Source organism: Lentzea sp. NPDC003310 (assembly GCF_040610935.1).
In the GTDB taxonomy this organism is placed as follows: domain Bacteria; phylum Actinomycetota; class Actinomycetes; order Mycobacteriales; family Pseudonocardiaceae; genus Lentzea.
Window position 1 is genome coordinate 341,254 of record NZ_JBEXNC010000004.1, and the last position, 25,003, is coordinate 366,256.

31 protein-coding genes are annotated in these 25,003 nt (G+C 69.8%); 16 read left to right on the forward strand and 15 right to left on the reverse strand.

Features of this window, described 5'->3' with window-relative positions; all coding sequences use genetic code 11:
* Positions 1-67: 67 nt before the first annotated feature.
* From ABZX02_RS09220 to ABZX02_RS09230, 3 genes are read left to right on the forward strand one after another with little or no spacing between them, the layout of a single operon-like run.
* A complete protein-coding gene (locus ABZX02_RS09220) occupies positions 68-1,114 on the forward strand; it encodes a M4 family metallopeptidase (protein ID WP_355296403.1) in 1,047 nt (348 codons plus the stop codon).
* 57 nt (positions 1,115-1,171) lie between these two features.
* A complete protein-coding gene (locus ABZX02_RS09225; protein ID WP_355296405.1) occupies positions 1,172-2,266 on the forward strand; it encodes a hypothetical protein in 1,095 nt (364 codons plus the stop codon).
* On the forward strand, positions 2,263-2,613 hold the full coding sequence (locus tag ABZX02_RS09230; RefSeq protein ID WP_355296407.1) for a hypothetical protein: 351 nt from the start codon (positions 2,263-2,265) through the stop codon (positions 2,611-2,613). Before ABZX02_RS09225 ends, ABZX02_RS09230 begins: the two co-directional genes overlap by 4 nt.
* Here ABZX02_RS09230 and ABZX02_RS09235 read toward each other — a convergent pair.
* Genes ABZX02_RS09235 through ABZX02_RS09245 form a run of 3 tightly spaced genes read right to left on the reverse strand, consistent with a single transcriptional unit; the run spans position 2,588 to position 3,974 of the window.
* The gene (locus ABZX02_RS09235; RefSeq protein ID WP_355296409.1) at positions 2,588-2,758 is read right to left on the reverse strand and encodes a DUF397 domain-containing protein; all 171 of its coding nucleotides are present in this window, start codon (positions 2,756-2,758) and stop codon (positions 2,588-2,590) included. The two genes, ABZX02_RS09230 and ABZX02_RS09235, sit on opposite strands and share 26 nt — an antisense overlap.
* A complete protein-coding gene (locus ABZX02_RS09240) occupies positions 2,736-3,599 on the reverse strand; it encodes a helix-turn-helix transcriptional regulator (RefSeq protein ID WP_355296411.1) in 864 nt (287 codons plus the stop codon). The genes ABZX02_RS09235 and ABZX02_RS09240 overlap by 23 nt, the downstream gene beginning before the upstream one ends.
* Before the next feature lie 51 nt (positions 3,600-3,650).
* A complete protein-coding gene (locus ABZX02_RS09245; protein ID WP_355296413.1) occupies positions 3,651-3,974 on the reverse strand; it encodes a hypothetical protein in 324 nt (107 codons plus the stop codon).
* 57 nt (positions 3,975-4,031) lie between these two features.
* Here ABZX02_RS09245 and ABZX02_RS09250 point away from each other — a divergent pair, with 57 nt between their 5' ends.
* From ABZX02_RS09250 to ABZX02_RS09275, 6 genes are all read left to right on the forward strand, one after another.
* The gene (locus tag ABZX02_RS09250) at positions 4,032-4,598 is read left to right on the forward strand and encodes a TetR/AcrR family transcriptional regulator (RefSeq protein WP_355296415.1); all 567 of its coding nucleotides are present in this window, start codon (positions 4,032-4,034) and stop codon (positions 4,596-4,598) included.
* A gap of 4 nt (positions 4,599-4,602) precedes the next feature.
* Positions 4,603-6,087, forward strand: coding sequence for a carboxylesterase family protein (locus ABZX02_RS09255; RefSeq protein ID WP_355296417.1), 1,485 nt, complete (start codon positions 4,603-4,605; stop codon positions 6,085-6,087).
* A gap of 50 nt (positions 6,088-6,137) precedes the next feature.
* A complete protein-coding gene (locus tag ABZX02_RS09260; protein WP_355296419.1) occupies positions 6,138-6,506 on the forward strand; it encodes a hypothetical protein in 369 nt (122 codons plus the stop codon).
* 52 nt (positions 6,507-6,558) lie between these two features.
* Positions 6,559-7,158 carry a thioredoxin domain-containing protein gene (locus ABZX02_RS09265; protein WP_355296420.1) on the forward strand — a complete coding sequence of 200 codons (600 nt, stop codon included), beginning with the start codon at positions 6,559-6,561 and terminating at the stop codon, positions 7,156-7,158.
* Positions 7,155-7,691 carry a vitamin K epoxide reductase family protein gene (locus ABZX02_RS09270; RefSeq protein WP_355296422.1) on the forward strand — a complete coding sequence of 179 codons (537 nt, stop codon included), beginning with the start codon at positions 7,155-7,157 and terminating at the stop codon, positions 7,689-7,691. Before ABZX02_RS09265 ends, ABZX02_RS09270 begins: the two co-directional genes overlap by 4 nt.
* A gap of 370 nt (positions 7,692-8,061) precedes the next feature.
* Complete coding sequence (locus ABZX02_RS09275) at positions 8,062-8,946, forward strand: hypothetical protein (RefSeq protein ID WP_355296424.1); 885 nt, start codon at positions 8,062-8,064, stop codon at positions 8,944-8,946.
* Here ABZX02_RS09275 and ABZX02_RS09280 read toward each other — a convergent pair.
* Positions 8,920-9,471, reverse strand: a complete 552-nt coding sequence (locus tag ABZX02_RS09280) for an HAD family phosphatase (protein ID WP_355296426.1) — start codon at positions 9,469-9,471, stop codon at positions 8,920-8,922. The genes ABZX02_RS09275 and ABZX02_RS09280 overlap by 27 nt on opposite strands.
* The gene (locus ABZX02_RS09285; RefSeq protein ID WP_355296428.1) at positions 9,468-10,205 is read right to left on the reverse strand and encodes a DeoR/GlpR family DNA-binding transcription regulator; all 738 of its coding nucleotides are present in this window, start codon (positions 10,203-10,205) and stop codon (positions 9,468-9,470) included. Before ABZX02_RS09285 ends, ABZX02_RS09280 begins: the two co-directional genes overlap by 4 nt.
* A gap of 74 nt (positions 10,206-10,279) precedes the next feature.
* Here ABZX02_RS09285 and ABZX02_RS09290 point away from each other — a divergent pair, with 74 nt between their 5' ends.
* From ABZX02_RS09290 to ABZX02_RS09310, 5 genes are read left to right on the forward strand one after another with little or no spacing between them, the layout of a single operon-like run.
* On the forward strand, positions 10,280-11,440 hold the full coding sequence (locus ABZX02_RS09290; protein ID WP_355296429.1) for an MFS transporter: 1,161 nt from the start codon (positions 10,280-10,282) through the stop codon (positions 11,438-11,440).
* A 10-nt stretch (positions 11,441-11,450) separates the two neighbouring features.
* Complete coding sequence (locus ABZX02_RS09295) at positions 11,451-12,137, forward strand: RraA family protein (protein WP_355296431.1); 687 nt, start codon at positions 11,451-11,453, stop codon at positions 12,135-12,137.
* A 5-nt stretch (positions 12,138-12,142) separates the two neighbouring features.
* A complete protein-coding gene (locus ABZX02_RS09300) occupies positions 12,143-12,709 on the forward strand; it encodes a TIGR03086 family metal-binding protein (protein ID WP_355296433.1) in 567 nt (188 codons plus the stop codon).
* 44 nt (positions 12,710-12,753) lie between these two features.
* The gene (locus tag ABZX02_RS09305; protein WP_355296435.1) at positions 12,754-13,152 is read left to right on the forward strand and encodes a VOC family protein; all 399 of its coding nucleotides are present in this window, start codon (positions 12,754-12,756) and stop codon (positions 13,150-13,152) included.
* Positions 13,153-13,157: 5 nt separating this feature from the next.
* Complete coding sequence (locus ABZX02_RS09310; protein ID WP_355296736.1) at positions 13,158-13,568, forward strand: YciI family protein; 411 nt, start codon at positions 13,158-13,160, stop codon at positions 13,566-13,568.
* 34 nt (positions 13,569-13,602) lie between these two features.
* On the opposite strand, the gene pip is transcribed toward ABZX02_RS09310, so the two are convergent.
* The 5 genes from pip to ABZX02_RS09335 all read right to left on the reverse strand — a co-directional run bounded on the left by pip (position 13,603) and on the right by ABZX02_RS09335 (position 19,898).
* Entirely contained in the window at positions 13,603-14,568 is a 966-nt protein-coding gene (gene pip, locus ABZX02_RS09315) for a prolyl aminopeptidase (RefSeq protein ID WP_355296437.1), read from the reverse strand.
* A 61-nt stretch (positions 14,569-14,629) separates the two neighbouring features.
* Positions 14,630-15,319, reverse strand: coding sequence for a hypothetical protein (locus ABZX02_RS09320; RefSeq protein WP_355296439.1), 690 nt, complete (start codon positions 15,317-15,319; stop codon positions 14,630-14,632).
* A gap of 75 nt (positions 15,320-15,394) precedes the next feature.
* The gene (locus ABZX02_RS09325) at positions 15,395-18,547 is read right to left on the reverse strand and encodes a S8 family serine peptidase (protein WP_355296441.1); all 3,153 of its coding nucleotides are present in this window, start codon (positions 18,545-18,547) and stop codon (positions 15,395-15,397) included.
* A gap of 95 nt (positions 18,548-18,642) precedes the next feature.
* Complete coding sequence (locus tag ABZX02_RS09330) at positions 18,643-19,335, reverse strand: aspartate/glutamate racemase family protein (protein WP_355296443.1); 693 nt, start codon at positions 19,333-19,335, stop codon at positions 18,643-18,645.
* 8 nt (positions 19,336-19,343) lie between these two features.
* Positions 19,344-19,898 (reverse strand): TIGR03086 family metal-binding protein, encoded by a 555-nt coding sequence (locus tag ABZX02_RS09335; RefSeq protein ID WP_355296445.1) that lies wholly within the window; start codon positions 19,896-19,898, stop codon positions 19,344-19,346.
* A 66-nt stretch (positions 19,899-19,964) separates the two neighbouring features.
* On the opposite strand from ABZX02_RS09335, the gene ABZX02_RS09340 reads away from it, so the two are divergent.
* Positions 19,965-20,735 carry a helix-turn-helix domain-containing protein gene (locus ABZX02_RS09340; RefSeq protein ID WP_355296447.1) on the forward strand — a complete coding sequence of 257 codons (771 nt, stop codon included), beginning with the start codon at positions 19,965-19,967 and terminating at the stop codon, positions 20,733-20,735.
* On the opposite strand, the gene ABZX02_RS09345 is transcribed toward ABZX02_RS09340, so the two are convergent.
* Positions 20,728-21,165, reverse strand: coding sequence for a VOC family protein (locus ABZX02_RS09345; protein ID WP_355296449.1), 438 nt, complete (start codon positions 21,163-21,165; stop codon positions 20,728-20,730). The genes ABZX02_RS09340 and ABZX02_RS09345 overlap by 8 nt on opposite strands.
* Before the next feature lie 109 nt (positions 21,166-21,274).
* Here ABZX02_RS09345 and ABZX02_RS09350 point away from each other — a divergent pair, with 109 nt between their 5' ends.
* The gene (locus ABZX02_RS09350; protein ID WP_355296451.1) at positions 21,275-21,865 is read left to right on the forward strand and encodes a LysE family translocator; all 591 of its coding nucleotides are present in this window, start codon (positions 21,275-21,277) and stop codon (positions 21,863-21,865) included.
* On the opposite strand, the gene ABZX02_RS09355 is transcribed toward ABZX02_RS09350, so the two are convergent.
* The 4 genes from ABZX02_RS09355 to ABZX02_RS09370 form a co-directional block, all read right to left on the reverse strand.
* Entirely contained in the window at positions 21,862-23,106 is a 1,245-nt protein-coding gene (locus tag ABZX02_RS09355) for an RNA polymerase sigma factor (protein ID WP_355296453.1), read from the reverse strand. The genes ABZX02_RS09350 and ABZX02_RS09355 overlap by 4 nt on opposite strands.
* 7 nt (positions 23,107-23,113) lie before the next feature.
* Positions 23,114-23,344 carry a hypothetical protein gene (locus ABZX02_RS09360; RefSeq protein WP_355296455.1) on the reverse strand — a complete coding sequence of 77 codons (231 nt, stop codon included), beginning with the start codon at positions 23,342-23,344 and terminating at the stop codon, positions 23,114-23,116.
* Between the two features lie 64 nt (positions 23,345-23,408).
* Positions 23,409-24,248 carry an NAD(P)H-binding protein gene (locus ABZX02_RS09365; RefSeq protein ID WP_355296456.1) on the reverse strand — a complete coding sequence of 280 codons (840 nt, stop codon included), beginning with the start codon at positions 24,246-24,248 and terminating at the stop codon, positions 23,409-23,411.
* Positions 24,245-25,000 (reverse strand): TetR/AcrR family transcriptional regulator C-terminal domain-containing protein, encoded by a 756-nt coding sequence (locus ABZX02_RS09370; protein ID WP_355296458.1) that lies wholly within the window; start codon positions 24,998-25,000, stop codon positions 24,245-24,247. Before ABZX02_RS09370 ends, ABZX02_RS09365 begins: the two co-directional genes overlap by 4 nt.
* Positions 25,001-25,003: the final 3 nt, after the last annotated feature.

Here is a 25,003-nt window from a genome sequence, read left to right on the forward strand (position 1 = left end):
GGCAATTTTGTATTTCGCCACGCCGAAACCCCTCCTTCCGGTTACACGCCCGAGGGGGGACAAGCCCATGACCTGCTACATCCTGCCCGCGCACCTGCTGATCGAACTCGCCGAAGCGGGCGACGTCGACCTCCGCGACACCATCGCGACCCTGCTGGCGTCCGCGACGCTGCGCGCCCAGCGCGAGACGCTCACCGAGGCCGTGCAGTTCCTCGACCTCAACGCCGCCCAGCTGCGCGGACCCGCCGCCGAGGCCAAGGCCGTGCACGACGTCCAAGGCGGGGACGAACGCGGGCTGCCCGGCGTCCTGCGCCGCAAGGAGGGCGACGGCGCCGCGGCCGACCCCACCGTCAACGACGCCTTCGACAACGCCGACCGCACCCACGACTTCTACCGCGACGTGCTCGGCCGCCACAGCGTCGACGGCAACGGCCTCCAGCTCGTCTCGTCCGTCCACTTCGGACGCGACTTCGACAACGCGTTCTGGGACGGCACCCAGATGGTCTACGGCGACGGCAGCGGCAAGGTGTTCCAGCCCGGTGCCCTCGCCCGCGACCTCACCGTCGTCGCCCACGAGATCACCCACGGCGTCGTCCAGTACACGGCCGGCCTGCGCTACCGCAAGCAGTCCGGGGCGCTCAACGAGTCGATGGCCGACGTCTTCGGCTCGCTGGTCAAGCAGCACGCGCTCGGCCAGTCCGCCGACCAGGCCGACTGGCTCGTCGGCGCGGGCATCCTCGGCACCCAGCTGCAGGGCGTCGCGCTGCGGTCCCTGAAGGACCCCGGCCGCGCCCACCAGCTCGACCGCCAGCCCGCGCACATGCGCTCCTACGTCGACCTGCCCGACGACGGCAACCCCCGCAACGACCACGGCGGCGTCCACATCAACTCCGGCATCCCCAACAAGGCCTTCCACCTCGCCGCCACCCGTCTGGGCGGCAACGCCTGGGACCGCGCCGGCAAGGTCTGGTACGACGCGCTGGCCACGAAACTGCGGGTCAACTCGACCTTCACCGACGCCGCCGCGGCGACCGTCGCCTCCGCCCAGGCGCTGTTCGGCGGCGAGGTCGCGAGCACCGTGCGCAGCGCGTGGACCGACGTCGGCGTCAGCTGAACCGGTTACGCCGCATGCGTGATCGCTCCTCTACGGGTCCGCTGGTCCACTGGAGACGTGGCCGATTTCTTTCTGGAATCACCGGAGTCACTGGGAAAACTCACCGATCAGCTGCGCCGCGCGGGCGAGGACGGTGCGAACGGGCAAAAGCACGTCAAGCAGTACGGCGATCTGACTCTGCCCGAAGAAGGCCTGCTGCTCGACACGTTCGCCTCCCACGAACACGCCTACGGACTCGTGCACGGCGCGATGCAGGCCATCGCGATCCGAGGCCAGTACAGCGCAGAGGCCATCGACCAGACCGTGGACGCCTTCATGCGCGAGGACGCACGCGTCAGGGCATCCCTCGACAAGGCCTTCCACGCACTTGACGGGTCGGCCCCGCGACCCGACTTCAGCCCCTACGAGGTCAACCGGCGCGGCGCCGCGTTCAGCGACGGCGCCGAACCGTCCGACAACTTCACGCAACCCCAGCGCCCCCGCGACGACGGGCCGCTCTTCAAGTTCGATCCCTCCTCCGACGTCTTCAGCCCGACCGCCGTCCTGCGCGGGGTGTGCGTCGAGGTCGCTGGCCGCGACCCGTTCGAAGCGATGGTGCGCTGGCTCAGCGGCGACTGGGTCGCCTACCACCGCTGCGTCACGGTGTGGCGGCAGGTCGGGACCGCCTGCGAGCAGATCGGCGCGAACATCGGCCGCGCCGGCGCCGACATGGACGCCGTCTGGCGCGGCAACGCCGCCGACCAGGCCGGGCAGTACCTCTCCATCCTCGCCAGAGCCGTCACCGACTTCGCCCCGATCTGCGTGACACTCGCCGAGCACTACGAGGCGGGCGTCCAGGCGGCGCAGAAGTTCAACGAGGCACTGGCGGGCATCGCCGCCGGCATCTCCGACATGGCCAACGCCTGGCTCCTCTCCACGATCGCGATCAGCCTGGGAGTCGACAACGACTGGCTGACCCGAAGAGCGGCCGTCGCGCTCATCGCCTTCTACGCGTCGCAGATCATCGAACTGGTGGCGGAAGCCATGTCGCTGTGGGGCCAGGCCAAGGACCGCGCCGCGGGCATCCTCGGAGCGATCAAGACCGTCGAGTTCGGCCGGCTGCGCGACCTCCGCCCGCCCACCGTGCTGCTGTCCCCGGGGTCGCCGCAGTGAGCGATGTCGACGAGCCGCGCCTGCGGCAGGCCCTGCTGCGCCACCTGGTCCGGTCCTCACCGGACCCGCAGGTGAGCGAGATGGCCCGCGAGGTTCTGTCGGGCCGCATGACCGTGAGCGAGGCGGCGGGCAGCCTCGCCTACCGCGACGTGTTCGCCGCGGCGGCGGCCCGCAGCGACCAGGTGCTGCGGTCGATCTCGCCGGAGGAGTTCGCCGAGGCCCAGCAGACGCTTCCGGTGGCGGCGAGCCTGCTCGACCCGCCCGTGCTGCCGGAACCCGTGCGGGCGCGGGTGGTGTTCGAGGAGGAGTGGGACGACTCCGTCACCTCTCCGTGGGACGAGTCCTGACCAGGCGCAGCAGCGGCGCCCACTGGGCGGCGGTGAGAGGTAGCTCGACGGAGGGGGCCTTGCTGTCCCGGATGCCGACGCCACGACCGACCTCGACGCAGTTCCCGTCGCTGGCGCTGTGACTACTCTTGCGCCACCTGGTCATCACGAGCCTCCTCACCAATGATGTCGGTGATCAGCTTCCTCGATTGCACCTCGTCCAACGCCGTCCGATCGAGTGACTTGAGAACTGTCTCGTAGCGGCCCACGGAGGCCTGGTCTTCGAGGAAGACGTTGGCCCCCTCGCTCTCGACGTAGACGAGCGGCGGGATCTTCTTGAACTTGAGGAGGTCGAAGTCGCCCGCCAGCCCGGCGTGCGGCCCGAACGCCGTGGGGATCAACCTGATCGTGAGGTAGGGCCGCACGGACAGGCGCAGCAGGTGGTGCAGTTGCTCCGCCATAACATCGGCGTTGCCCACCGGCAGCCGCAACGCCTGCTCGTGCAGGTAGAGCGAGATGGTCCGCTGCCCGTCGAGCACGGCGGTCTGGCGCACGACCCGGTTCTCGACCAGCACGCGTGCGTCCAGCTCGTCCAGCGGCTTGGCCAGCCCGAGGTGCCAGGTGTAGTCGGGCACCTGCAACAGGCCGTGCACCACGTTCATCGACCAGCCGCTGATGTCCGACGCGATCCGCTCGTGCTCCCGCAAGGTCCGGACCCGGTCCGGCGCGGCGGAACCCGTGGGCTGCAGCCAGTCGCGGATGTGCGCGTCGTGGTGGAGGGCCATGAGGTGGTCGCACTCGTCGGGCGGCGTCCGCAGCAACCCCAGCAGCTTGGCGAGGTCGACGTCGCTGACGCCCTCCTTGCCGTTGAGCAGCTCCGAGACCTTGGCCTCCTGCCAGCCCAGCAGTTCGGCGGCGGCGCGGTTGGTGAGGCCCGCCGCCCGCAGCAGCTCCCGCATCGCGTCGCCGAACTCGCGGCCGCGCACCGTTGATCTCCGCAATGGCATGCGGGGACGGTAGAGGCGGGATTCCGTTTGGCTCCACCCCTTCGCCGCAGGTCAACCTGAAAGCATGTCCTTTGGACGTTTTCCAAGGTCCGCGAGTCGTGCGCGGCGCTCAAGTTTCGCCGCCACGACCTCGCCCAGGGGCGAGTCCGGGCACTTGCGCCAGACGTGGGGGCGTTCGCGCTTGAGCTCCGACTCGATGCCGTCCGGCTCGACCTGGGTGAGCACGAGGTGCGCGCGGCGGCGGTTCGAGCGGATGCTCTTCCGCTTGTTCTTCGGGATGTTCTTGCGGGAGCTCTTGTCGTTCTTGCCGTAGGTGTTGCGGCGGTCCTTGGCGTAGCTCAGCGCCTTCTTCTCCTGCGGCGATCTCCTGGTCACAGGCCCAGCCTAAGAAGCTCCGCCACTGGTTTTGCTCAGGCGTGCTAAAGTTTGCTCATGCGAGCAAAGTCCGTGACCGAGCAGGCCCGGCGGGCGCAGATCGTGGCGGCGGCGATCGCCACGATCGCCGAGCTGGACTACGCGGAGACGTCGTTCAAGGCGATCGCGGCGCGGGCCGGACTGAGCAGCACGGGGCTGATCTCGTACCACTTCAGGAACAAGCAGGAGCTCGTCGACGTGGTGTTCGCGGACGTCTTGGAGCGCTTCCAAGGGTTCGTGGCCGCGCGGATGGGCCAGGGCTCGCCGCAGGAAGAACTGCGGGCGTTCCTCGTCGCCAACATCGCGTTCCTGCGCGAGCACCGTGCGGACATGGTGGCGTTCCTGCGGATCAGGGCCCACGCGGCGGTGACGGACGGGGGCATCGCCGACTCCGATCACGTGGGGCTCGCCGCCCTGCTGCGGCAGGGGCAGGAGGCCGGCGAGTTCCGCGTGTTCGACCCGGACGTGATGGCGGTGTTCGTGCTCGCGATGCGCAACGGCGTCGTGCTGCGGTCCGGGTCACTCGATCTCGACGTCTGCGAAAGGGAGTTGGTCGCGGCCGTCGACCTAGCCACGAGGGGTTGATCACGTGCGTCGGGGCACGCTGATGATCGCCGCATTGCTGCTGGTCAGCGCATGCGGCAAGGGGGAAGCCATGACGTCGGACGTCGTCGGGACGGACACCGGCAGGGTCAAGGGGGAACAGCGCGACGGGCACCTGCGGTTCCAGGGGGTCCCGTACGCGAGCGCCGAGCGGTGGAAGCCGCCGGTGCGGGCGGCGGCGTGGAGCGGGGTTCGCGACGCCCTCGCGCCCGGCAGTCCGTGTCCGCAGGTGGGGTCGAGCTACTCGGAGACGAGGAGCACGAACGAGGACTGCCTGTTCGCCAACGTCACGACACCGTCCACGACCGGTCGCAAGCCGGTGCTGGTGTGGGTGCACGGCGACGGCGCGATCGGCGCCGGGCACTACTTCGACGCGGAACGCCTCGCGCGGCAGGGGGACGTCGTCGTGGTGACGTTCAACTACCGGATGGGGGTGTTCGGCGGGTTCGGGCTGCCGGGGCTCGAGCACTCTGGTGAGTTCGGTCTGCTGGACCAGCGCGCGGCGTTGGAGTGGGTCCAACGGAACATCTCCGGTTTCGGCGGAGATCCGGGCAACGTGACGTTGTTCGGGGTGTCGTTCGGCGCCACGGCCGTCGGCGCGCACCTGATCGACCGGCGGCCGCTTTTCCACAAGGCGATCATGCACAGCTCGTTCACGCTGGTCGACGTGCCGAAGGGTGCCTGGTACCCGGACCTGGAGGCGTTGCCGTCGCTCGCGTGGCGGCCCGTGCCGGAGATCCAGGGGATCGGGGCGGCGATCGCCTCTGAACTGGGCTGCGCGGACGTCGAGTGCCTGCGCCGCCTTCCCGCGGAAAAGCTGCTGGACTACCCGCAGATCATGAACATCTTCCAGGCGATGGGCTACGGCGGTTCGGTGCTGCCGAGGTCGCCCGGTGAGTCGCTGGAGGCGGGCGAGTTCGCGGACGTGCCGATCCTCGCGGGCGCGACCCGCGACGAGCACAACAGCTTCGTCGGCCTTTTCCGGCCAGACCCGATGACCGCGCAGGACTACTCGCGGCTCGTGCGAGAGGCGTTCCCGGACCGCGCGGCCGAGATCGAACGCGAGTACCCCGTGAGCGCGTTCGCGTCGCCGAAGCAGGCGTGGGCCGCGCTGCTCACAGACCGCGTGTGGGCACGTGCGACGTTCCGGCAGAACGAGCTCTACGCGCGCAAGGCGCCCGTCTACGCGTTCGAGTTCGCTGACCGCAACGCCGCCACGGACCCCTCGTTCCCGCCGGAGCTGCACGGCGCGAACCACTCGTCCGACATCGACTACCTGTTCCCGGACGACGACTTCACCAAGGACCGCGGGCTGTCCGACCACATGATCAAGGCGTGGACGGACTTCGCCCGCGACGGTTCGCCGGGGTGGCCGCGGTTCTCCGAGGGGCAGTACGTGCAGTCGCTGGCTCCGGGCGCGATCGGTCGCGTCGACTACGCCGCCGAGCACCGGCTGGCGTTCTGGCGGTAGCGCACCACCCTTCACCAGGGCCTGATTCGATCATCGCTACCCTGGTAGTCGTGCCCGGCACCACCAGCTCGCGGACCCGCGCGTACCTCGCGCGGGTCTTCGCGGTGCTCGCGCTGGTCGCCGGCGTCGCGATGATGCAGGGCACTCCGTGCGAGACGGAGTTCGCCTGGACCGCGCAGTGCCCGACGTCCTCGACCGCGTTCGTGGCCGATCCCGTGGACGACGGGTCCGGTCTGATCGAGGGCATCCTCGTCGCGGGCTGCTGCCTGGTGGTGGCACTGGCCGTGCTGATCGGGTTCGCCGTGCTGCGGCGCTCCGGTTCGCTGGGCCTGCTGCAGATGCGCCTGCCCTCCGTCCTCGCTCCCCCTTCACGCCGGCAGGAAGTGCGGCTGGCGCAGCTCTGCGTGCTGCGCGCCTAGACCGAGCCCGTTCCTCGGTCCTTACTTCCTTCGCCACACGTGGAGTTCCGCCATGTCGAAAAACGCACGCCTGTCCCTGGTCATCATCGCCGTGGTCGCGGTGGTGGTCGCCGGTTTCCTGCTGTTCAGCCGCAACGACACCACCGCCGCACCCGGTTCCTCGTCCGGCGGCCGCGTCACCGTCGTCGAGTACCTCGACCTCGAATGCCCGTCCTGCCGCGCCGCCTACCCCGGCGTCGAGAGGCTCAAGACCGAGTACGGCGAGCGCGTGACGTTCGACGTGCGGCACTTCCCGATCCCCAGCCACCGCAACGCCGAACTGGCCGCCGTCGCGGTCGAGGCAGCGGCCGCGCAGGGCAAGCGCGACGAGATGTTCCGGGTGATGTTCGACGCGCAGCAGGAGTGGGGCGGCCAGCAGACCTCGCAGCGCGCCGCCTTCGTCACGTTCGCCCAGCAACTCGGCCTCGACCAGCCCGCGTTCGAGAAGGCGCTGGACGACCCGTCGCTGCTCGAGCGGGTGCTCGCCCAGCGCGCCGAGGGCAGCAAGGCAGGCGTCACGGGCACGCCGACGTTCTTCGTCAACGGCACCAAGTTCACCGGTGCCCCCACCTACGACGGCCTGAAGAAGGCGATCGAACGGGAGCTCGCGTGAACCGGATCGTCGCCTGGGTCCTCGCGGTCGGCGGCTTCGTCGGCCTGCTCGCGTCGTTCGTGCTGACGATCGAGAAGATCGCGCTGCTCAAGGACCCGTTCTACGTGCCTACGTGCAGCATCAACCCGGTGCTGAGCTGCGGCTCGATCATGACGACCGAGCAGGCGGAGCTGTTCGGGTTCCCGAACCCGTTGCTCGGCATCGTCGGGTTCGCGGTGGTGACGACGCTGGGCGTGCTGCTGGTCGCCGGCGTGGAGCTGCCGTCGTGGGTGTGGATCGGGCTGCAGGTCGGGGTGACGTTCGGCGTGCTGTTCGTGCACTGGCTGATCGTGCAGTCGCTGTACGAGATCCGGGCGTTGTGCCCGTACTGCATGGTGGTGTGGGCGGTGACGATCCCGATCTTCTGGTACGTGACGTTGCGGAACATCCGGCCGTCGTTCCAGTTCCACAGCGTGGTGCTGATCCTGTGGTACCTGGTGATCGCGGGTGGGGTGTTGCAGGCGTTCTGGTTCTACTGGTCGTCGCTCGTTTAGGTCCGTAGCGTTCGTGCTGGGCGAAACGACTTACCGGCCGTGAAGTGGTGGAGCAGAGCAGCCCGGCGGTGGCGAGGTAGGAACCTCGCCACCCGGCTGCGCAAGCTGCGGCCGTACGTCGTGGAGGAGCACCGGCGCCAGGCACTGGTGCGCCAGGTGGCGGCCGAGCGCGGGGTGGCGAACCGGCTCGACTTCGCGAGGTGCGCCGCCCTTCGGCGCGAACAGGTGCGGAAGAGGGCACGCTCCCAGCGGTTGGCGACCGTCGGAGTGGGGATCAACTTTCTGCTTTACCTCGCGGCGGGATATGTCGTGGCGCGGCACTTCCAGACACCCGACGCCCTCGTGTGGGCGATCCGGGGGGGTGTTCGCGGTGTCCCTCTTCGCGTTGCCGATCATGTTCGTGGTGAGGTTGTTCAGCTCGTCCGCCAGAGTGTTCTCCGTCGTGCTCGTACTGCTGGTGGCGTGCGCAGGGGTGGTGGTTTACGGGGAGGTCGTCGAGCGCGGTCCGGTGCACGCGATCGTCGGGAAAGCCGAGGAGCACGAACTCGCCTACTACTTGGTGCAGAGCTTGCTGGTCAGCGCTGTCGCAGTGGTGTGGCTTCTCATCGTCCTCGTGGTCGACCTGGGTCTGGACCGGCACTGGCGCGTGCGGAAGGGCGCGATGCCGACCGTGATCGACACGCTTCTGCGCTGCGTGGAGCTGGCGCGCGACGAGAAGAAGTTCATGGCACCGGACGTCCGCCGTGAACTCGTCTCGCGCACTCATGAGGTCGCTGTCGTGCTCAAGCACGGCCTGTGGCGATCGATGCCGGTGCGCAACCCACTGGCGTCGGCCGAGTTCCGCCGACGCTGCATTCACGCGGGGCAGTCGATCGAGGTCCTGTGCGTGCACCTGGTGCTCCCGACCGAGACCACTCATCGCGAGTACCTGACGCAGATGGTCCAGCTCACCGACACGGTGCTGTCTGGCAGGTACGGAGAGCTCCCCGACCACCCGGAGCGGGCTGCCTACGTCACCAGGAGCAAGCTGGCGACCGCGGGCCGGATCACGGTTGAGCTGGCGGTCAGCCTCGCACCCCTGGCCGTCTACCTGCTGCTGCGCCACCTCAAGCTGATCCCATCGGCAGCAGAGGTCCCGGTGCTCACCTTGTGCGTCGCGTGGCTCGCCACCTACGGCCTGAACGCCCTCGGCCGCCGCCACCCCGGCAACTCCCAGTTCCCCAACGTCCTAGGCGTGTTTGGCAGTACCAAGTAGCGCGCGCAGCCCCTCGATCCCCGTGAAGTGGTGCCCGCGCATCCCCACCAACTCGGCCGCCCGCACGTTCTCCACCCGGTCGTCCACGAACAGGATGTCCTCGGCCTCCCCCAGCGCGTCCCGGCAGAACTCGAACGCCGCCCGATCCGGCTTGGCCACCCCGATCCGGCAAGAGAACGCACAAAGCTCGAACAACTCCAGCCACGCGTAGGTGCGCTCGAAGTTCACAGCGTGGTCCTCGGGAATGTTGGACAGCAGAGCGATCCGCTGCCCCGCGTTGTCCAGCTCGTGCAGCAGCGCGACCATCTCGTAGTCGATGCGGCTCCAACTCGCCACGTCCTGCTCCACCAGCGGCGGATGGCCCACCAGCGCCCAGTACTCCTCGGCGGACACGTCGCCTCGGTCGTAGGCGGGCCGGTGCGCCCAGTAGGCGTCCCAGAACTCCGGCGACGTGCTCATCGCGGACATGACCTCGGGCGACTGGTCGCGCGCGATCACGCCGAACATGTCGAACAGCACGATCATGCCGTCACCACCGTGACGCCGGCGCTCGCCAAAGGCTCGAAATCAGCAGCGTCGGTGACCACGGCGTCCAAAGACGACACCGGCGCGACGTGAGCCAGGGCGGTGCGGTCCAGTTTCGAGGCGTCCACCGCGGCGATGACGCGGCGGGCCGAGGTGATGGCTGTTCGTTTCACCGAGGCGTCTTCCAGGTCGTAGGCGGTCAGGCCGTGTTCGGCGGAGAGGCCGCAGCAGCCGATGACGGCGGTGTCGAAGCGCAGGGCCTGTAGTGAGGCGAGGGTCAGGGGGCCGGTGAGGGCCAGTTCGCCTGGACGGGGGCGTCCGCCGGGGACGAGCAGGGTCAGGGTCGAAGAAGAAGAGAGTGCGTTCACGGCGTGCAGGGACAACGGCATGATGGTCAGCCGTCTGTCGTGGAGCAGGCGAGCGACCTCCAGGCACGTGGTGCCGCTGTCCAGGACCACGGACTCGCCGTCGGTGATCAGTGACGCCACGGTGGCGGCGATGCGGCGCTTGGCGTCCATGTTCTCGTCCGAGCGCAGAGCGAACGGGGGTTCGGAGCCGCGCAGGAGCAGGCTGCGGGCGCCGCCCCGGTAGCGTTCGAGGACGCCCTGGGCCGCGAGGACCTCCAGGTCGCGGCGGATGGTCATCTCGGAGGCTCCGGTCAGCTCCGCCAGGTCCGCCACACCGAGCGAGCCAGCGTCGCGGACCGCCTCGGTGATCTGCTTCAGTCGGGACACGAACGCGATTGAACATCAGTGATGTTCGAAACTCAACCTTTCGAACACGCGGATCGTTCGTTAGCGTGTGGCAAGTGAACGCTCTCAAGGCCGCGCGGGTGGCCACCTTCACGTACTTCGGCCTCAACGGGTTCCTGCTCGGCTTGTGGCTCGTGCACATCCCGACGGTCGAGGACCGCACCGGCATCTCGCACGCGGAGCTCGGGCGGCTGTTGCTGCTGCTCGGGCTGGGCGCGTTCATCGGCATGCGGATCGGCGGCAAGATCACCGACCGGCTGGGTGTGAAGTTCATCGTGCCGGTGTCGGGTGTGCTGTGCAGCATCACGGCCGTGCTGCCCGGTCTGGCCGTGAACCAGTGGACGCTCGGTGCGGCGCTCCTCCTCTTCGGCGTCGGCAACGGGCTGATGGACGTCACGATGAACGCACACGCCGTGGTCGTCGAACGGCACTACAAGCGTCCGGTGATGTCGGCGTTCCACGCGACGTGGTCGCTCGGTGGTGTCGCGGCGGCGTTGACCGGCGCACGGACGTTGAGCTGGGAGCTCTCCCCCGCCACCACGCTCGGTGCGGCCTGTGTGCTCGGCATCGTCGTCAGCCTCGCCACGGGCCGGTTGCTGCTCAACGAGAAGGAGGAGCAGCACGCCGAGGCGCAGACCGGCAAGCGCAAGGTGCCGCGCAAGATCTGGGTGATGGCGGTGCTCGCCGCACTGGTGATGCTGAGCGAGGGCGCGGCCAACGACTGGAGCGTGCTGCACCTGCAGGACGTCCTCGGCGCATCGCCGGAGCTCGCGGCGCTGGCCTACGGCGCGTTCGCCACGACCATGACGGTCGGCCGGCTGCTCGCGGACCGCATCACCGCGAAGGTCGGTTCGGTGCCGGTGCTGCGGTGGGGGTCGGCGATCGGCGCGGCCGGGATCGCGACCGCCGCGCTGTCGCCGTGGATCTGGCTGGCGCTGGTCGGCTGGGCGATCGCCGGCGCAGGGCTGTCGGGCACGGTGCCGCAGCTCTTCAGCGCGGCCGGTCACCTCGAACCGGGTGCGGCCGCGGCCAACGTCTCGCGCGTGGCCGGGCTCGGTTACCTCGGCATCCTCGCCGGACCCGCGGTGATCGGCTGGCTCACCCACCTGATGCCGCTGAACCTCGCGTTCCTGCTGCCGGTGGCGTTCTGCGTGATCGCGGCCGTGTCGGCGAACGTGTTGAGGACCGATGCGGCGCAGGAGAAGGTGGCGGCGTAAGACTGTCGGCATGGATCTCTCCCAGACCGACCTCGCGGCGCTCGACCTGACCACCGCGCACCTGGCCGACGCGTGCATCCGGGCGAACATCCCGGTCCGCACGGCCGTCCTCACGCCGGTCGTCCCCGGCACGAAGACCGGCGGACGCGTGCTGCCCGCCCGCCACGCGGGCAGCGTCGACGTCTTCCTGGAGGCCCTCGAGCGCAGCGCGCCCGGCGACGTGCTGGTCGTCGACAACGACGGCCGCCGCGACGAGGCCTGCGTGGGCGACATGATCGTGCTCGAGGCGCAGAAGGCGGGCCTCGCCGGTGTCGTGGTCTGGGGACTGCACCGCGACACCCAGGACCTGCGCGCGATCGGCCTGCCGGTGTTCAGCCTCGGCGCGAACCCGACGGGGCCGCTGAGCCTGCGTGACCGCGCGCCCGAGGCGCTCTCGACGGCCGAGGTCGACCAGTGGACCGTCACGTCCGACGACCTCGTGTTCGGCGACGACGACGGCGTGCTGTTCGTGCCGGCCGCCGAGGCGGAGGCCCTGGTCGAAAAGGCGCGTGGCATCCGGGATGTCGAACGGGCGCAGGCGGACCGGGTGCGGCAGGGTGAGTCCCTGCGCAGCCAGCTGAGGTTCGCCGAGTACCTCGAGAGCGGGCTCACGTTCCGCGAGCACCTGCGCAGGATCGGCGGCGCTGTCGAGGAGTGAGGGCCATGATCGCGGACAGGTACAGGGCACGGGCGGACGCGTTCGAGCACAAGGTCGCGACCGTGCGTTCAGATCAGTGGACCAACCCCTCGCCGTGCGCGAAGTGGACGGCACTGGAGGTCGTCGACCACGTCATCGAGATGCACGGCGTGATGCTCGGCCAACCGATCCCACGCACCGAGGACCCCCTCACGGACTTCCGTGAGGCACGCCGCCAGGTGCAGGAGGCGCTGGAGTCGGACCGGGCCACGAGCGAGGTCTCCACCCCGGTCGGCCCGATGACACTGGAGCAGCACGTCGACCAGGTCGTGAGCGACGACCTGGTGCTGCACGGCTGGGACCTCGCCCGCGCCACCGGCCAGGACGAGACCATCCCCGCCGCCGACGTCGAACGGCTCTGGGCCAGCGCCGCCGCCGTGCCGCCGGAGCTGATGGAACGCTTCCGCACACCCGGCGCGTTCGGCCCCGGCATCGAGGTCTACGGCGCCGAGATCGAGGTGCCCGCGGACGCGTCGCTGCAGGACAGGCTGCTCGGGTATGTGGGTCGAGACCCCTTGTCGAAAAGTTCCTGAGCGGTTCGACGGGTCCGCAAAGGCAGTGGACAAGGAGCTCGGACATGGACTGGACCCTGGAAGTCATCGTCGTGCCGGTGTCGGACCTCGACCGCTCGAAGCGGTTCTACGAGGAGCAGCTCGGTTTCAAGGTCGACCACGACACGACGTTCAACGAGGACGCGCGCGTCCTGCAGCTCACGCCGCCCGGCTCCGGCTGCTCGATCGTGATGGGCAAGGGCATCGTCAAGGGTGAGCCGGGCTCGCTCAAGGGCGTGCAGCTCGTGGTCTCGGACCTGGAGAAGGCCCGCGCGCAGCTGGTCGAGCGCGGCGTCGAGGTCGGCGAGATCGTGCGGATGAACGAGGCGGACGGAGGGTCGTTCCTGTTCTTCGACGACCCGGACGGCAACAGCTGGGCCGTGCAGGAGATCAAGGCCCGCGCTACCGGTGGGGAGTGGAAGTGAAGTACATGCTGGTCAGCTACGGCGGCAGCCAGGAGGACTGGGAGGGCCTCGCCGCCTGGTCGGACGAGGACATGCACCGCATGATCGCCTACATGCGCGACCTGGACGCCGAGCTGCGCGCGTCCGGTGAGCTGCTGCAGTCCGAGGGGCTCAGCGGTCCGGCGCGGGCGTTCGTGGTGCGGGGCAGCGACTCCGGTCCGGTCGTGGTCGACGGTCCGTTCGCGGAGTCCAAGGAAGTGATCGCCGGGTACTGGGTGGTGGACGTCGAGAGCCACGACCGGGTCCTGGAGATCGCGCAGAAGGCCTCGGCGTGCCCCGGGCCGGGCGGGAAGCTGCTCAACCAGCCGATCGAGGTGCACCCGATCATGAGCGCGCCCGACGTGGACCCCGAGACGCTGGCGCCGTACCAGAAGTAGCCGCGGTGAGGGGGCCGGTCGGGCCCCCTCACGGTCAGGACCGGGCGAACCGGTCGGTGGCGGTGATGATCGCGTCGCTCATGCTGCCGCCGCCGTGCCCGGTGTCGTCGAGGACGACGAGCTCACTGCCCGGCCACGCGCGGTGCAGGTTCCAGGCGGTGCCGAGCGGTCCGCTGACGTCGTACCGGCCGTGGATCAGCACGCCCGGGATGCCGTGCAGCCGGTCCATGTTCCGCAGCAGCTGCCGTTCCTCGAGGAAGCAGCCGTGCGACCAGTAGTGCGTCACCAGGCGGGCGAAGGCCAGCTGGAACTCCGGCTCCGCCACCGACAGGAACGGCTCGGCGTCGGGCGCGAGGGACATGTGCGTGTCCTCCCAGACGCACCACTCGTGCGCGGCCGTGGCGCGGACCTCGGGATCGGGGTCGTGCAGCAGCCGGCTGTAGGCGGCGGCCAGGTCGCCGTCGCGGTCGGTGGCGGGCACGGCGTCGCGGAACCGTTCCCACTCGCGCGGGAAGACGCGGCCCATGTCGCGGGTGATCCAGTCGGTGTCGCGGCGGTCCCCGTCGGTCACGGCGGCGAGCACCAGCTCGGTGACGCGCTCGGGGTGCGCCTGCGCGTAGGCGAGGCCGAGCGTGACGCCCCACGACCCGCCCTCGACCAGCCAGCGCTCGACGCCGAGGTGCACGCGCAGCGCCTCGATGTCGGCGATGAGGTGCTGGGTGGTGTTGGCCGAGAGGTCGACCTCCGGGTCCGTGGCGGACGGGGTGCTCTGCCCGGCGTTGCGCTGGTCGAACTGGACCACGCGGTAGCGCTGCGGGTCGAACAGGCCGCGGGTGCGCGGGGAACTGCCCTGGCCGGGGCCGCCGTGCAGGACGACGGCGGGCTTGCCGGCGGGGTTGCCCGAGACCTCCCAGTACAGGGAGTGGCCGTCGCCGACGTCGAGCACGCCCGACTCGTAGGGCTCGATCGGTGGGTAGCGCTTGTCGGATGTGCTCGCCATGGGCACATGATCACGCACGAGCGTGAGGGGCCGGGAACGAATTACCGGCCCCTCACAGCCGTCACTTCAGGTCGTACGCGCGGATCGCGTCTTCCAGGTCTCGGTCGGTGAGCGACGGCCGGAAGGGAGTCACCTCGACTTCGATGTCGTTCCAGTCGCGAACGACGTGGAGCTCGGCGCCGTCGGCGTCCTGGATCACGACCTCCGACATCTGGTGCAGTGCCAGTCCTCGGTGAGGGCGTGCCCACAGCTGCGCATCTCGCCAACGCCGGCTGATCCGCCGTCTGCGAAGCACTCCGTGCGAGTCGCGGTGCCAGCCCCGTCCCTGGCTGTCGACGAACGTGGTGTCGATCAGAGTGTCGTTCGGCAGCGCCACGACATCGCAACCGTCGGAGCGGAACATTCGCGCGTACCGCGCCTCATTGGCGGGCACGGCGTTGACGTACGCGGCGTACCTCTTGTTTCGCGCTGGAACGTATACGGAGCTCACCACCGCGTAGTACGGATGCGCGGAGGTGTTCGCCACCTTGATCGCGAACTGGGAGTCCGGATACCCGTTGCGTAGGTCCGGTTCGAGAATCAGGTCGTCACCCGGCGGGTCGACCTTGCAGATCACGATCCTCGCTGTCGCGTGCAGCCCTGCGGCGTCGCGGCGAGCCTGGTCCTCGCGGTTCTTCCGCAAGGCCGTGGCGGCCACGATCGCACCGGCCGATCCCGCTACCGCAGAAACGCTGCTCGCGATCACCGGCACATGGGAAGCCCAGCTCATGCACGCGATCGTAGGTGTGTGAGGGGCCGGGAACGAATTACCGGCCCCTCACAGCCGTCACTTCAGGTCGTACGCGCGGATGATCGTCTGCTGGACGTCACCGCCCGCGTCCGCCGCCCGAGCCTTGAACGACACGTTCTTGGCACCGTGCGGGTGGATCAGCGTGACCTGCCAGCCCGCCCGCGTCTTGCGCAGCGGCACCGGCTTCCACGTCTTGCCCTCGTCGTAGGACACCTGCACCGCAGGGTCCTTGATGTTCGTGACGGTGCCCGTTCCGTTGCGCTCCACCGTGATCGGCACGGTGACGACGCGTCCGGCGCGGTTGTGCTCGTCGAGCTGCGGGGTGAAGCGGACCGCGAGCAGCGGGATCGACCGGAACTGGTCTCCCGGCACGTGCTCCGAGGTGAACGACCAGTCCGCAGTGACCTTCGACGACACCGTGTCGCGCGTCGCCTCGGTGTGGATCGTGTAGCGCTTCTTCTCCGCCGGCGCGTCCGAGATGTTGGCGTACCCGGAGTCCGGCTGGTCCGAGATGACCTTGCCGTCCACCGTGACGGTCGTGCGGCCGACGCTCTGGGTGTACCCGTACATGCCCTGCGCGCTCTGCAGGGGCAGGTCCACGCGCATCACGTTGCCCACGCGGCCGGCGAAGCGCACCGTGCCCTCCTGGTGCGGGACGCCGGGGCCGTAGACGGCGCTGTTCCAGTGCTCGGTCGTGGTGCGGCCGAGCTTGAACACGCGCGGCGTGACCGAGGACTGGAAGCCGAGGCTGGGCCACTCGCCGAGCTTGGTGAACTCCGTCAGCGACCCGGACCACTCGACGCCGGGCGTGTAGAACTCCTTGAGCCGCAACGGCAGCGGACCGGAGGCGCCGCTGTCGCGCTGGCCGACCGAGCCCGGCACGCGGGCGTGCGTGACGGAGTTGACCCGAGCCAGTTCGCGGTCCTTCACCGAGCGCTGGACGGTGGCCGGCACGCGGGTCTTCTCGGTGATCCGCACGTGGTACTGGTACGGGCTGCCGTCGAACTTGCCGTTCGCGTCCGGCTTCGCCAGCACGGACTCGGCGTAGAAGTCGAACTCGGGCCAGGTCGTCCTCGACGGGCGGACGCGGACCGAGTCGAAGTTGTTGAGGTACCAGGTGCCGCCGGTCTCGCCCCAGTTGGCCTGCATCAGGAAGCCCAGGCCCGCGGTGGCCGACCTGGCGTCCTTCTGCTCGACGGCGATGGCGGGCTGGACGCCGTCCCGTGCGTCGAACACGAGCTCGGTGTCGCCGGTGACCTCCAGCGCCGGTTCGGTGAGCGTGGTGGTCAGGCCGCTCTTGGTCGGGTCCGGGTTGCGCGTGCTGATGGTGCCGTCGAGGAAGAACTTGCCCTTGGGCAGGCGCTGCACGAGCGTGCCGGACGGGTCGTAGCGGAAGTAGGCCTGCGGCTGGTCGAGGCTGACGAACCGGTAGTCGTAGTACTGCGTCGCGGCGCCGTTGTGGTCGAGGAACTTCAGCGTCACGTCGTAGCTCTCGACCTCCTTCACGACACCGACGGGCACGCGCGAGCCGTCGGACGAGAGCACGACCGCGCCGTAGATGCCGTCCGCGACGGCGGCACGGGTGTCGGCGGTGACCGTGGCGTCGGCCGACCCGCCCGCGGGCACGGTGAGCTTCGCGGGCGTGACGCTGAACAGGCCGGCGCCCGCGGGCTTCACCTCGGTGACGCTGAGGTCGAGCATCACGTCGGAGGTGCCGCTGTTGCGGTAGGTCAGCTTCTGCGTGATGGGCTGGTCGTCGTCGTGCGGCCACTGGGCGGTGCCGAGAGAGAGGCTGCCGTGGTTGGTGGACACGCTCGTGGAGACCGCACGGCCGACGTCGAGGCGTCCGGCGCCCTGCTCGTAGATCGACAGCGAGGGGTTGGGCTTCGCGCTGTTCATCAGCGCGGCCTTGATGTCCTCCGCCTTCCACGCCGGGTTCTTCGCCGCGAGGATCGCCGCTGCTCCGGCCACGTGCGGGGTGGCCATCGACGTGCCGGACAGCGCGACGTGGCCGTCGCCGGCGGGCGTGCCGATCTGGCCGTTCTTGGCCTTCGCGGCCACGATGTCGACGCCCGGCGCGGTGATGTCGGGCTTCACGGCGTTGTTGACCCAGCGCGGGCCGCGCGAGGAGAAGTCCGCGAGCGTGTCGTCGCGGTTCACGGCGCCGACGGTGAGGGCGGCGTCGGCGGACGCGGGCGAGCCGATGGTGCCGCCGGAGTTGCCCGCGGCGACGACGAACAGCGCGCCGGTCTGCTCGGTGATCCGGTTGAGCGCGAGCGACATCGGGTCGGTGCCCTCGTCGGGCCACGAGCTGCCGAGGCTCATGTTGATGATCTTGGCCTTGGTCGCGGCCCACTCCATGCCGGCGATGATGTCGCTCTCATAGCCGCCGCCGTAGTCGCCGAGCACCTTGCCGTTGACGAGCTTCGCGTCCGGCGCGATGCCCTTGTACTTGCCGTCGCCGGTGACCGTGGACGCGACGTGCGTGCCGTGGCCGACCATGTCGTCGGTGGTGGCGCTGTCGGAGAAGTTCTTCGACTCGAGCACGGCACCCGCGAGGTCGGGGTGGGTCTCGTCGACGCCGGTGTCGAGGATCGCCACGGTGACGTCCTTGCCGGTGAAGCCCTTCTCCCACGCCTGGGGCGCGCCGACCTGCGCGGCGCTGCGGTCCAGGGACGCGGTCACCTTGCCGTCGAGCCAGATCCGTCCGGTGCCCGCCGCCCGGGCACCGGCCCAGAACGAGCCGTCCTTGCCGACCGTGATCGCGTGCGAGCCGATGCTGGGCAACGACTCGGCGTTCGCGGCGCTGATCCCCTGCCCCTGCACGATCAGCGGAATCGTCTTGGAGGACGCGTCGTCGTAGCCGGATCTGGCCAGCAGCGAGACGTCGAACAGTCTTTCGTCCAGCTCGCCTGCGGTGAGGCGGGCCTGGGCGTCGAGCGGGACCACGTGCAGGTCGCCGCGCGTGTCGGTGAAGGAGCGGAAGCCGACGTTCTCCCTGCCCTTGGCTCCCCTGGCGTGGACCTTGCCGTTGGTGACGACGACCTCGTCACCGGTGAGGAGGGTGACCCTGGTGGTCAGCCCTTCGGCTTCGACCCGGTGTTCCCGCGGTGCCGCGGAAACGGGGACGGCTGCCGTGGCGGCAACCACGACAGCCGTCAGTCCTGCGGCGATGTGTGATCGTTTCAAAGCGAACTCCCCTAGTTCACTGAAGAAGGAATAGCCCTCAGTGACTAGGACACTTCGTTCTGTCGCGGCGTTGCCGCGTGGATCACATCAGTTGTTCACAGAGTCGTCTGGATTGCCCGTTCGACCGCCGCCTCGACGTGCAGGCGGGTGGTCGGGAAAACGGGAACGGGCACGTCAGCCTGGGAGATGAGCAGTTCGATCTCGGTGCAGCCGAGGATGACGCCCTGGGCGCCCTCGAACCGCGAGATCACGTCTTGATAGGCGCGGCGGGACTGCTCGCGGACGATGCCGAGGCACAGCTCGTCGTAGATGATCCGGTGCACGGTCGCCCGGTCCTCCTCGGACGGCACGAGCACCGTCAGGCCCTGCGACTCCAGGCGTTCGCGGTAGAACGCCTGGTCCATCGTGAAGCCGGTGCCGAGCAGGCCGACCGTGGTGAAGCCGGCCCTCTTGATCGCCTGGGCGGTGGTGTCGCCGAGGTGCAGCACCGGGATGCCGACCGCGGCCTGGACCTGGTCGAACACCTTGTGCATGGTGTTGGTGCAGATCAGCAGGAAGTCGGCGCCACCGGCCTCGACCTGCGCGGCGGCCTCGGCGAGCTCCTTGCCCGCGTCCTCCCAGCGGCCCTCGACCTGCATGCGTTCGATCTCGGCGAAGTCGACGGAGTGCAGCACGACCTTCGCCGAGTGCAGCCCGCCGAGTTTTTCGCGTACCAGCACGTTGGCCAGCCGGTAGTACTCCGCGCTGCTCTCCCAGCTCATCCCGCCCAGCATCCCGATCGTCAGCATGCGACCAGTCAAGCACTCCAGCGCGGGTCGCGGCCGGTGGTGGCCAGCAGTTGCTCGAACGGCGACGCGTCGGCCGGTGCGGCGGCGGGTGCCTGGAAGACCTTCATCTCGATCGCCATCGGCCCCATCTGCTCGACCAGGCCCTTGACCTCGGCGATCACCTCGGGATCCGGGTCGAAGCGCTGGCCGGTGGCCTGGGCGAGGTCGGAGACGTGGATGGTGAGGTCGAGCAGCGCGAGCCCGCCGACGGTCTGCGCGGGCATCTGCATGTTCCCGGCGATGCCCTCGGTCGCGCCGGGCTGTCCCCAGGCCTCGACGAGCTTCGCGGACTCCGCCGGGTACCGGGTGCGCCAGTCCGGGTAGGTGGGGGTGTGGCTGAAGTCGGCGTCCTGCTTGGCGGCGAGCTTCTGGAACTCGACGACGACGTGCAGCAGGTGGTCGAGCAGCGCCTGGACGTCGTAGTCGGCGCACGGGGTGGGCTTGGCCAGGTCGTCGTCGGTGATGTTGGCGATGACGGGCAGTGCGTGGTCGCGGGCTCGGTCGAGCAGAACGCTGAGCTTCATGGGTCCGACGGTATTTCGTGGCGCGTTCCCGCTCTTGAAGAAACGCGCCAACCTAGGATTCCGGCTGTGCAGGGGCCACGCCGGGACACGCGGGGGATCGTGGACGCGCGCGAGCTGTTCGCCCGCGTGCGGTTCCGCCGCAGGCTGCCGTGCGCCGAGCTGCGGCCCTACCTGGAGCACTACTGGCTGATCGACGGGTCGCTGGACGCGCCGTACACCACCCACGTCGTGCCGCATCCGTCCGTGAACATCGTCTTCGAACACGGGTACGCGCAGCCGGAGATCGCGGGCGTGGGCCTGGGGTTGTTCAGCCGCGTGCTGGACGGCCGGATCCGCGTGGCGGGTGTGCAGTTCCGGCCGGGCGGCTTCCGGCCGTTCCGCAGCGAGCCCGTGTCGGAGTGGACCGGCCGGCACGTGCGGCTCGACGTCCCGTCCGGCCTGGTGCTCGACGTGGAGGACGAGGACGACCGGGTGGCCGCGCTCGACGCGTTCCTGCTGGATCTCGGCCCGGCACCCGACCCGCAGGCCACCCTGGCGATGGAGCTGGTCCAACGCATCCGCGACGACCGCTCGGTCCAGCGCGTCTCGGACCTCGCCCGGCAGTGCGGCGTCGCGGTGCGGACGCTGCAACGGCTGTTCGCGGACTACGTGGGCGTGAGCCCGAAGTGGGTCATCCTGCGCTACCGCATCCACGAGGCGCTGGAACGGGCCGAGTCGGACGTGGAGTGGGCTCTGCTGGCCGCCGACCTCGGCTACAGCGACCAGGCCCACCTCGTCCGCGACTTCACGCAGACCGTCGGTGTGTCTCCCACGGCGTACGCGCGCGCTCTCACCTGAAGTACTCGCACAGCTCGACGAGAATCCCCTCGGGTCCGCGGACGTAACACGTCTTGAGAACCCCCTCGTACGTCTCGACGTTGCGCACGACCTCGGCGCCGTGCGGCCTCAACCGCGCGAGGGTGTCGTCGAGGTCCTCGACGCTGAACGCGATGTGCCGCAACCCGAGGGCGTTGATCGGCCCGTGCGAGCCGCCGTCGATCGCCCGCGGGGCCTGGAACTGGCTGAACTCGATCCGGTAGCGGTCGTCCGGCGTCTTCATCATGGCGATGTCGCTGCTGGAGCCGTCGAGGCCGATGACGCCGTCGACGAACTCGCCCTCCAGGTGGGCCTTGCCCTCGAGCTCCATGCCGAGGGCCTCGAAGAAGGCGACCGTGGCCGCGAGATCGGTGACGGTCATGCCGACGTGGTGCATGCTCTGGATGCTCATGCCCCTGGGACGTCACCGCTGCCGCGTTCTCGACGATCGAAGTGGTCCATTTCGCCGGTGTGTTTTTGGCTCTCCTGACTGGACCGCTTTCGCGGGAGAGTTCGTCGGCATGAGCCTCGCATTCCTGATCACGACGTTGGTCGCGGTCGTCACTCCGGGAACCGGTGTGCTGTTCACGTTGTCCGCCGGACTCGCCCACGGCCGCCGGGCGAGCGTGATCGCCGCGTTCGGCTGCACGCTCGGGATCGTGCCGCAGGTGGTGGCCACGGTGACGGGCCTGGCGGCGTTGCTGCACGCGAGCGCGGTGGCGTTCGAGATCGTGAAGTACCTGGGCGTCGCGTACCTGCTGTACCTGGCGTGGGCGACGTGGCGCGACCGCGGTGAGCTGGTCGTGCGCACCGACACCGCGCCGGCGTCCGCGCGCCGGATCGTGGTGTCCGCGGTGCTGCTCAACCTGCTCAACCCGAAGCTGACGATCTTCTTCGTGGCGTTCCTGCCGCAGTTCGCCACCGGGTTCGGGGAGATGGTGGCGCTGAGCGCGGTGTTCATGGCGATGACGTTCGTGGTGTTCGCCGTGTACGGGGTGTTCGCGGCGTCGATGCGGGACCGGGTGCTGGCGCGGCCTCGGGTGATGGTGTGGCTGCGGCGGTTCTTCGCGGCGTCGTTCGCGGCGCTCGGCCTGAAGCTCGCGCTGAGCTAGCAGGCGGCGGCCCGTTCCAGCAGGAACGTCCGCTCCCTCTCGTTGCGCGTCAGCCCGGCCGCCTTCTCGAACTCCGCCTTCGCCTCGGCGGTGCGCCCGAGCTTGACCAGCAGGTCTCCCCGCACGCTGGGCAGCAGGTGGTAGCCCTGCAACGCCTTCTCCCCGGCGATCTCGTCCACCAGGGCCAGCCCGGCGGCCGGCCCGAACGCCATCGACAACGCCACCGCGCGGTTGAGCTCGACGATCGGCGACGGCGAGATCTCCGCGAGCACCTGGTAGAGGGCGGCGATGCGCTGCCAGTCCGTGTCCTCGGCCCTGCGGGCGCGGCCGTGGCACGCGGCGAGCGCGGCCTGCACGTAGTACGGGCCGGGCGGCTGGTTCAGGGCTTCCGCGCGTTCGAGGGCCTTGAGACCACGGCCGATGAGCAGCCAGTCCCAGCGGCCGCGGTCCTGGTCGAGCAGCAGCACCGGTTCGCCGGTGGGGCCGGTGCGGGCCTTGGTGCGGGAGGCCTGGATCTCCATCAGCGCGACCAGGCCGTGGACCTCGGCCTCCTTCGGCGCGAGTTCGGCGAGCACGCGGCCCAGGCGCAGGGCCTCCGCGCACAGTTCGGGGCGCAGCCAGTCGTCGCCGGCGGTGGCGGAGTAGCCCTCGTTGAAGATCAGGTAGATCACCTCGAGCACGGACGCGAGCCTCACCGCGAGTTCGGGGCCTTCGGGGACCTCGAACGGCACGCCGGCGTCGGCGAGGGCCTTCTTGGCGCGCACGATGCGTTGCGCCACGGTCGCGTCGCTGACCAGGAACGCGCGGGCGATCTCCTCGGTCTTGAGACCGCCCAGCATCTTCAGCGTGAGCGCGACCCGCGCCTCGGTGCCGAGGACGGGGTGGCAGGCGGTGAACATGAGGCTGAGCAGGTCGTCGCCGATCTCGTCCTCAATGCCCTCGCTGGCGTCGGGGGTGGCCTCCTGCACCTCGCGGCCGATCTCCTCCACCTTGCGGTTGAGGTTCTCGCGGCGCCGGATCTGGTCGATCGACCGGCGCTTCGCCGTCGTCATGAGCCACGCGCCGGGGTTGCGCGGCACGCCCTCGACCGGCCACTGCTCCAGCGCCGCGACGAGCGCGTCCTGCGCCATCTCCTCGGCGAGGCCGACGTCGCGGGTGTACCGGGCCAGGGCGGCGATGACCTTCGCCGACTCCATCCGCCAGACCGCGTCGACGGTGCGGTGCACCGAGGTAGCCCCCATGGGGGCATCAGACCACAGCCACCTGACGTATTTCCACGACGCACGCCGGGAGGCCGATGCGCTTCACCCGCTCCACGGCCTCCTCGTGGTCGCGCACGTCGATCAGCCAGTACCCGGACACCCCGCACGCGTGCGGCACCAGGTCTCCCGCGTCGAGCAGGACCCCCGCCCGCAGCAGCGCGTCGCCGTGCAGGGCGGCCACCGGCCTCGGGCTCCTGACGAACACCATGAACCGCACCGTTCCTCCTCGTTCGCCGTCTACCAGGACGTCGAACGAGGAGGTGCCGGAATCGACGCGGTGATCAGCCGGACGTGAAGTCGGCGCGGTGATCCAGCGCCCACCGCGCGAACGTCCGGTACGGCCGCCCCGTCAGCCGTTCGTAGTCGGGCGACACCAGGAACTCGTAGTCGCTGAAGTCGTCCGCCTCGCCGCCCTCGTACCCGCCGAGCCCGAGGACGTACCGCGCGATCTCCTCCGGCCACCCGACGCTGACGTAGTGGGCGAGCGCCTCGTCCACGGTGACGTCGCGGAACGTGAGCGCGCGCCCGATCGCGGCCCCGATGTCGCGGGCCATGTCCCGCTGGGTGAGCGGCGCGGGTCCGGTCAGGTCGTAGGCGCGGCCGGCGTGGCCGTCCTCCTGCAGCACCTTGATCGCCACGTCGGCGATGTCGGCCTCGTGGATCGGCTGGCCGAGCGCCTCGGGTTCGGGGTGCACGATCGTGCCGTCCTCGCGGATCGACGGGCCCCAGAGGTCGATCTTGTTGACCGCGAACTCGCCCGGCCGCAGATGGGTCCACTCGACGCCGGAGGCCTCGACGGCCTGTTCGACGGGGAGGTGGTGGCTCGTGTCGTAGCCGTGGGTCACCGCGCCCGAGGACAACGTGACGATCCGGCGCACGCCCGCCCGCACCGCGCGGTCGACCACGTCCTGGGCGGTCGGCGGGTGCACGAACAGGTAGAGCTTCTCCACGCCGTCGAACGGGAGGCCGTCCGGGTCGTCGAGATCGGCGCGCACCACCTCGACCCGTGCAGGAAAGTCGGCCTTGGCCGGGTCCCGGGTGATCGCGCGGACCGGGCCGGCGAGGCCTCGCACCACGAGCCGGCCGACGTTGCCCGTCGCGCCGGTGACCAGCGTCGTCATCGCATGCCCCCTTCGATGCCGTCGAGCAGCTTGTCGAGCCCGAAGTCGAACGAGCTGTGCACGTGCTCGGCGAGCGAGCCCTCGGTCTCGTAGGCGCCGGCGTTCCACAGCGCGGTCATCGCCGGGTAGCGCTCGACGTCGAAGTAGTCGTCCCAGAAGATCTGCCGCGCGCCCCACCACGAGTCGCCGGACTCGCCGGTGGCCGCCGCGAGCTGCTGGTCGTCGACCTCGGACGCCGCGGCGCCGTGGACGAAGCCCTCGACGGCGACGTGCGCGACGGTGACGAGCCGCGGTTCCAGGCCGGAGTCGGCGAGGGCGGCCAGCACGAACTCCTGGCCGTCCATCAGTCCTGGTCCGAGGGGAGGGCGCACCATCGACACGTCCCGCATCCACGGGTGTGCCTGGTAGACCGCGCGTGTGCGGTCGGCGTAGTGCTTGATGCGCTCGCGCCACGTGCCGTCGGACGCGAGGTCCCGTTCCTGCAGCACAACGTCGGTCATCAGGTCGATCAGCTCGGCCTTGCCGGGCACGTGCGTGTAGAGCGACATCGTGCCGACGCCGAGTTCCTGCGCGACGCGGGCCATCGACATCGCGCCGAGTCCCTCGCGGTCGGCGACCTCGATCGCCGCGGTGACGATCTGGTCGACGCTCACCTTGGGTTTCCTGCCGACCGGTTTCGGCGGCTGCGGCGTGCGCCAGAGCAGTGCGAGCGTCCTGGCCGGGTCTCCCCCGCCGCTGCGTTCGGCGGCCATCCG

Excerpts from the sequence above, each read along its gene's own strand:
- ABZX02_RS09365 (WP_355296456.1), bottom strand. The coding sequence starts at position 24,248 with ATGACGACGCTGGTCACCGGCGCGACGGGCAACGTCGGCCGGCTCGTG.
- ABZX02_RS09220 (WP_355296403.1), top strand. The coding sequence starts at position 68 with ATGACCTGCTACATCCTGCCCGCGCACCTGCTGATCGAACTCGCCGAA.
- ABZX02_RS09300 (WP_355296433.1), top strand. The coding sequence starts at position 12,143 with ATGATCGCGGACAGGTACAGGGCACGGGCGGACGCGTTCGAGCACAAG.
- pip (WP_355296437.1), bottom strand. The coding sequence starts at position 14,568 with ATGGCGAGCACATCCGACAAGCGCTACCCACCGATCGAGCCCTACGAG.
- ABZX02_RS09235 (WP_355296409.1), bottom strand. The coding sequence starts at position 2,758 with ATGACCAGGTGGCGCAAGAGTAGTCACAGCGCCAGCGACGGGAACTGC.
- ABZX02_RS09295 (WP_355296431.1), top strand. The coding sequence starts at position 11,451 with ATGGATCTCTCCCAGACCGACCTCGCGGCGCTCGACCTGACCACCGCG.
- ABZX02_RS09265 (WP_355296420.1), top strand. The coding sequence starts at position 6,559 with ATGTCGAAAAACGCACGCCTGTCCCTGGTCATCATCGCCGTGGTCGCG.
- ABZX02_RS09330 (WP_355296443.1), bottom strand. The coding sequence starts at position 19,335 with ATGCTGACGATCGGGATGCTGGGCGGGATGAGCTGGGAGAGCAGCGCG.
- ABZX02_RS09355 (WP_355296453.1), bottom strand. The coding sequence starts at position 23,106 with ATGGGGGCTACCTCGGTGCACCGCACCGTCGACGCGGTCTGGCGGATG.
- ABZX02_RS09250 (WP_355296415.1), top strand. The coding sequence starts at position 4,032 with ATGCGAGCAAAGTCCGTGACCGAGCAGGCCCGGCGGGCGCAGATCGTG.
- ABZX02_RS09345 (WP_355296449.1), bottom strand. The coding sequence starts at position 21,165 with ATGAGCATCCAGAGCATGCACCACGTCGGCATGACCGTCACCGATCTC.
- ABZX02_RS09335 (WP_355296445.1), bottom strand. The coding sequence starts at position 19,898 with ATGAAGCTCAGCGTTCTGCTCGACCGAGCCCGCGACCACGCACTGCCC.
- ABZX02_RS09280 (WP_355296426.1), bottom strand. The coding sequence starts at position 9,471 with ATGATCGTGCTGTTCGACATGTTCGGCGTGATCGCGCGCGACCAGTCG.
- ABZX02_RS09305 (WP_355296435.1), top strand. The coding sequence starts at position 12,754 with ATGGACTGGACCCTGGAAGTCATCGTCGTGCCGGTGTCGGACCTCGAC.
- ABZX02_RS09370 (WP_355296458.1), bottom strand. The coding sequence starts at position 25,000 with ATGGCCGCCGAACGCAGCGGCGGGGGAGACCCGGCCAGGACGCTCGCA.
- ABZX02_RS09350 (WP_355296451.1), top strand. The coding sequence starts at position 21,275 with ATGAGCCTCGCATTCCTGATCACGACGTTGGTCGCGGTCGTCACTCCG.
- ABZX02_RS09310 (WP_355296736.1), top strand. The coding sequence starts at position 13,158 with ATGCTGGTCAGCTACGGCGGCAGCCAGGAGGACTGGGAGGGCCTCGCC.
- ABZX02_RS09240 (WP_355296411.1), bottom strand. The coding sequence starts at position 3,599 with ATGCCATTGCGGAGATCAACGGTGCGCGGCCGCGAGTTCGGCGACGCG.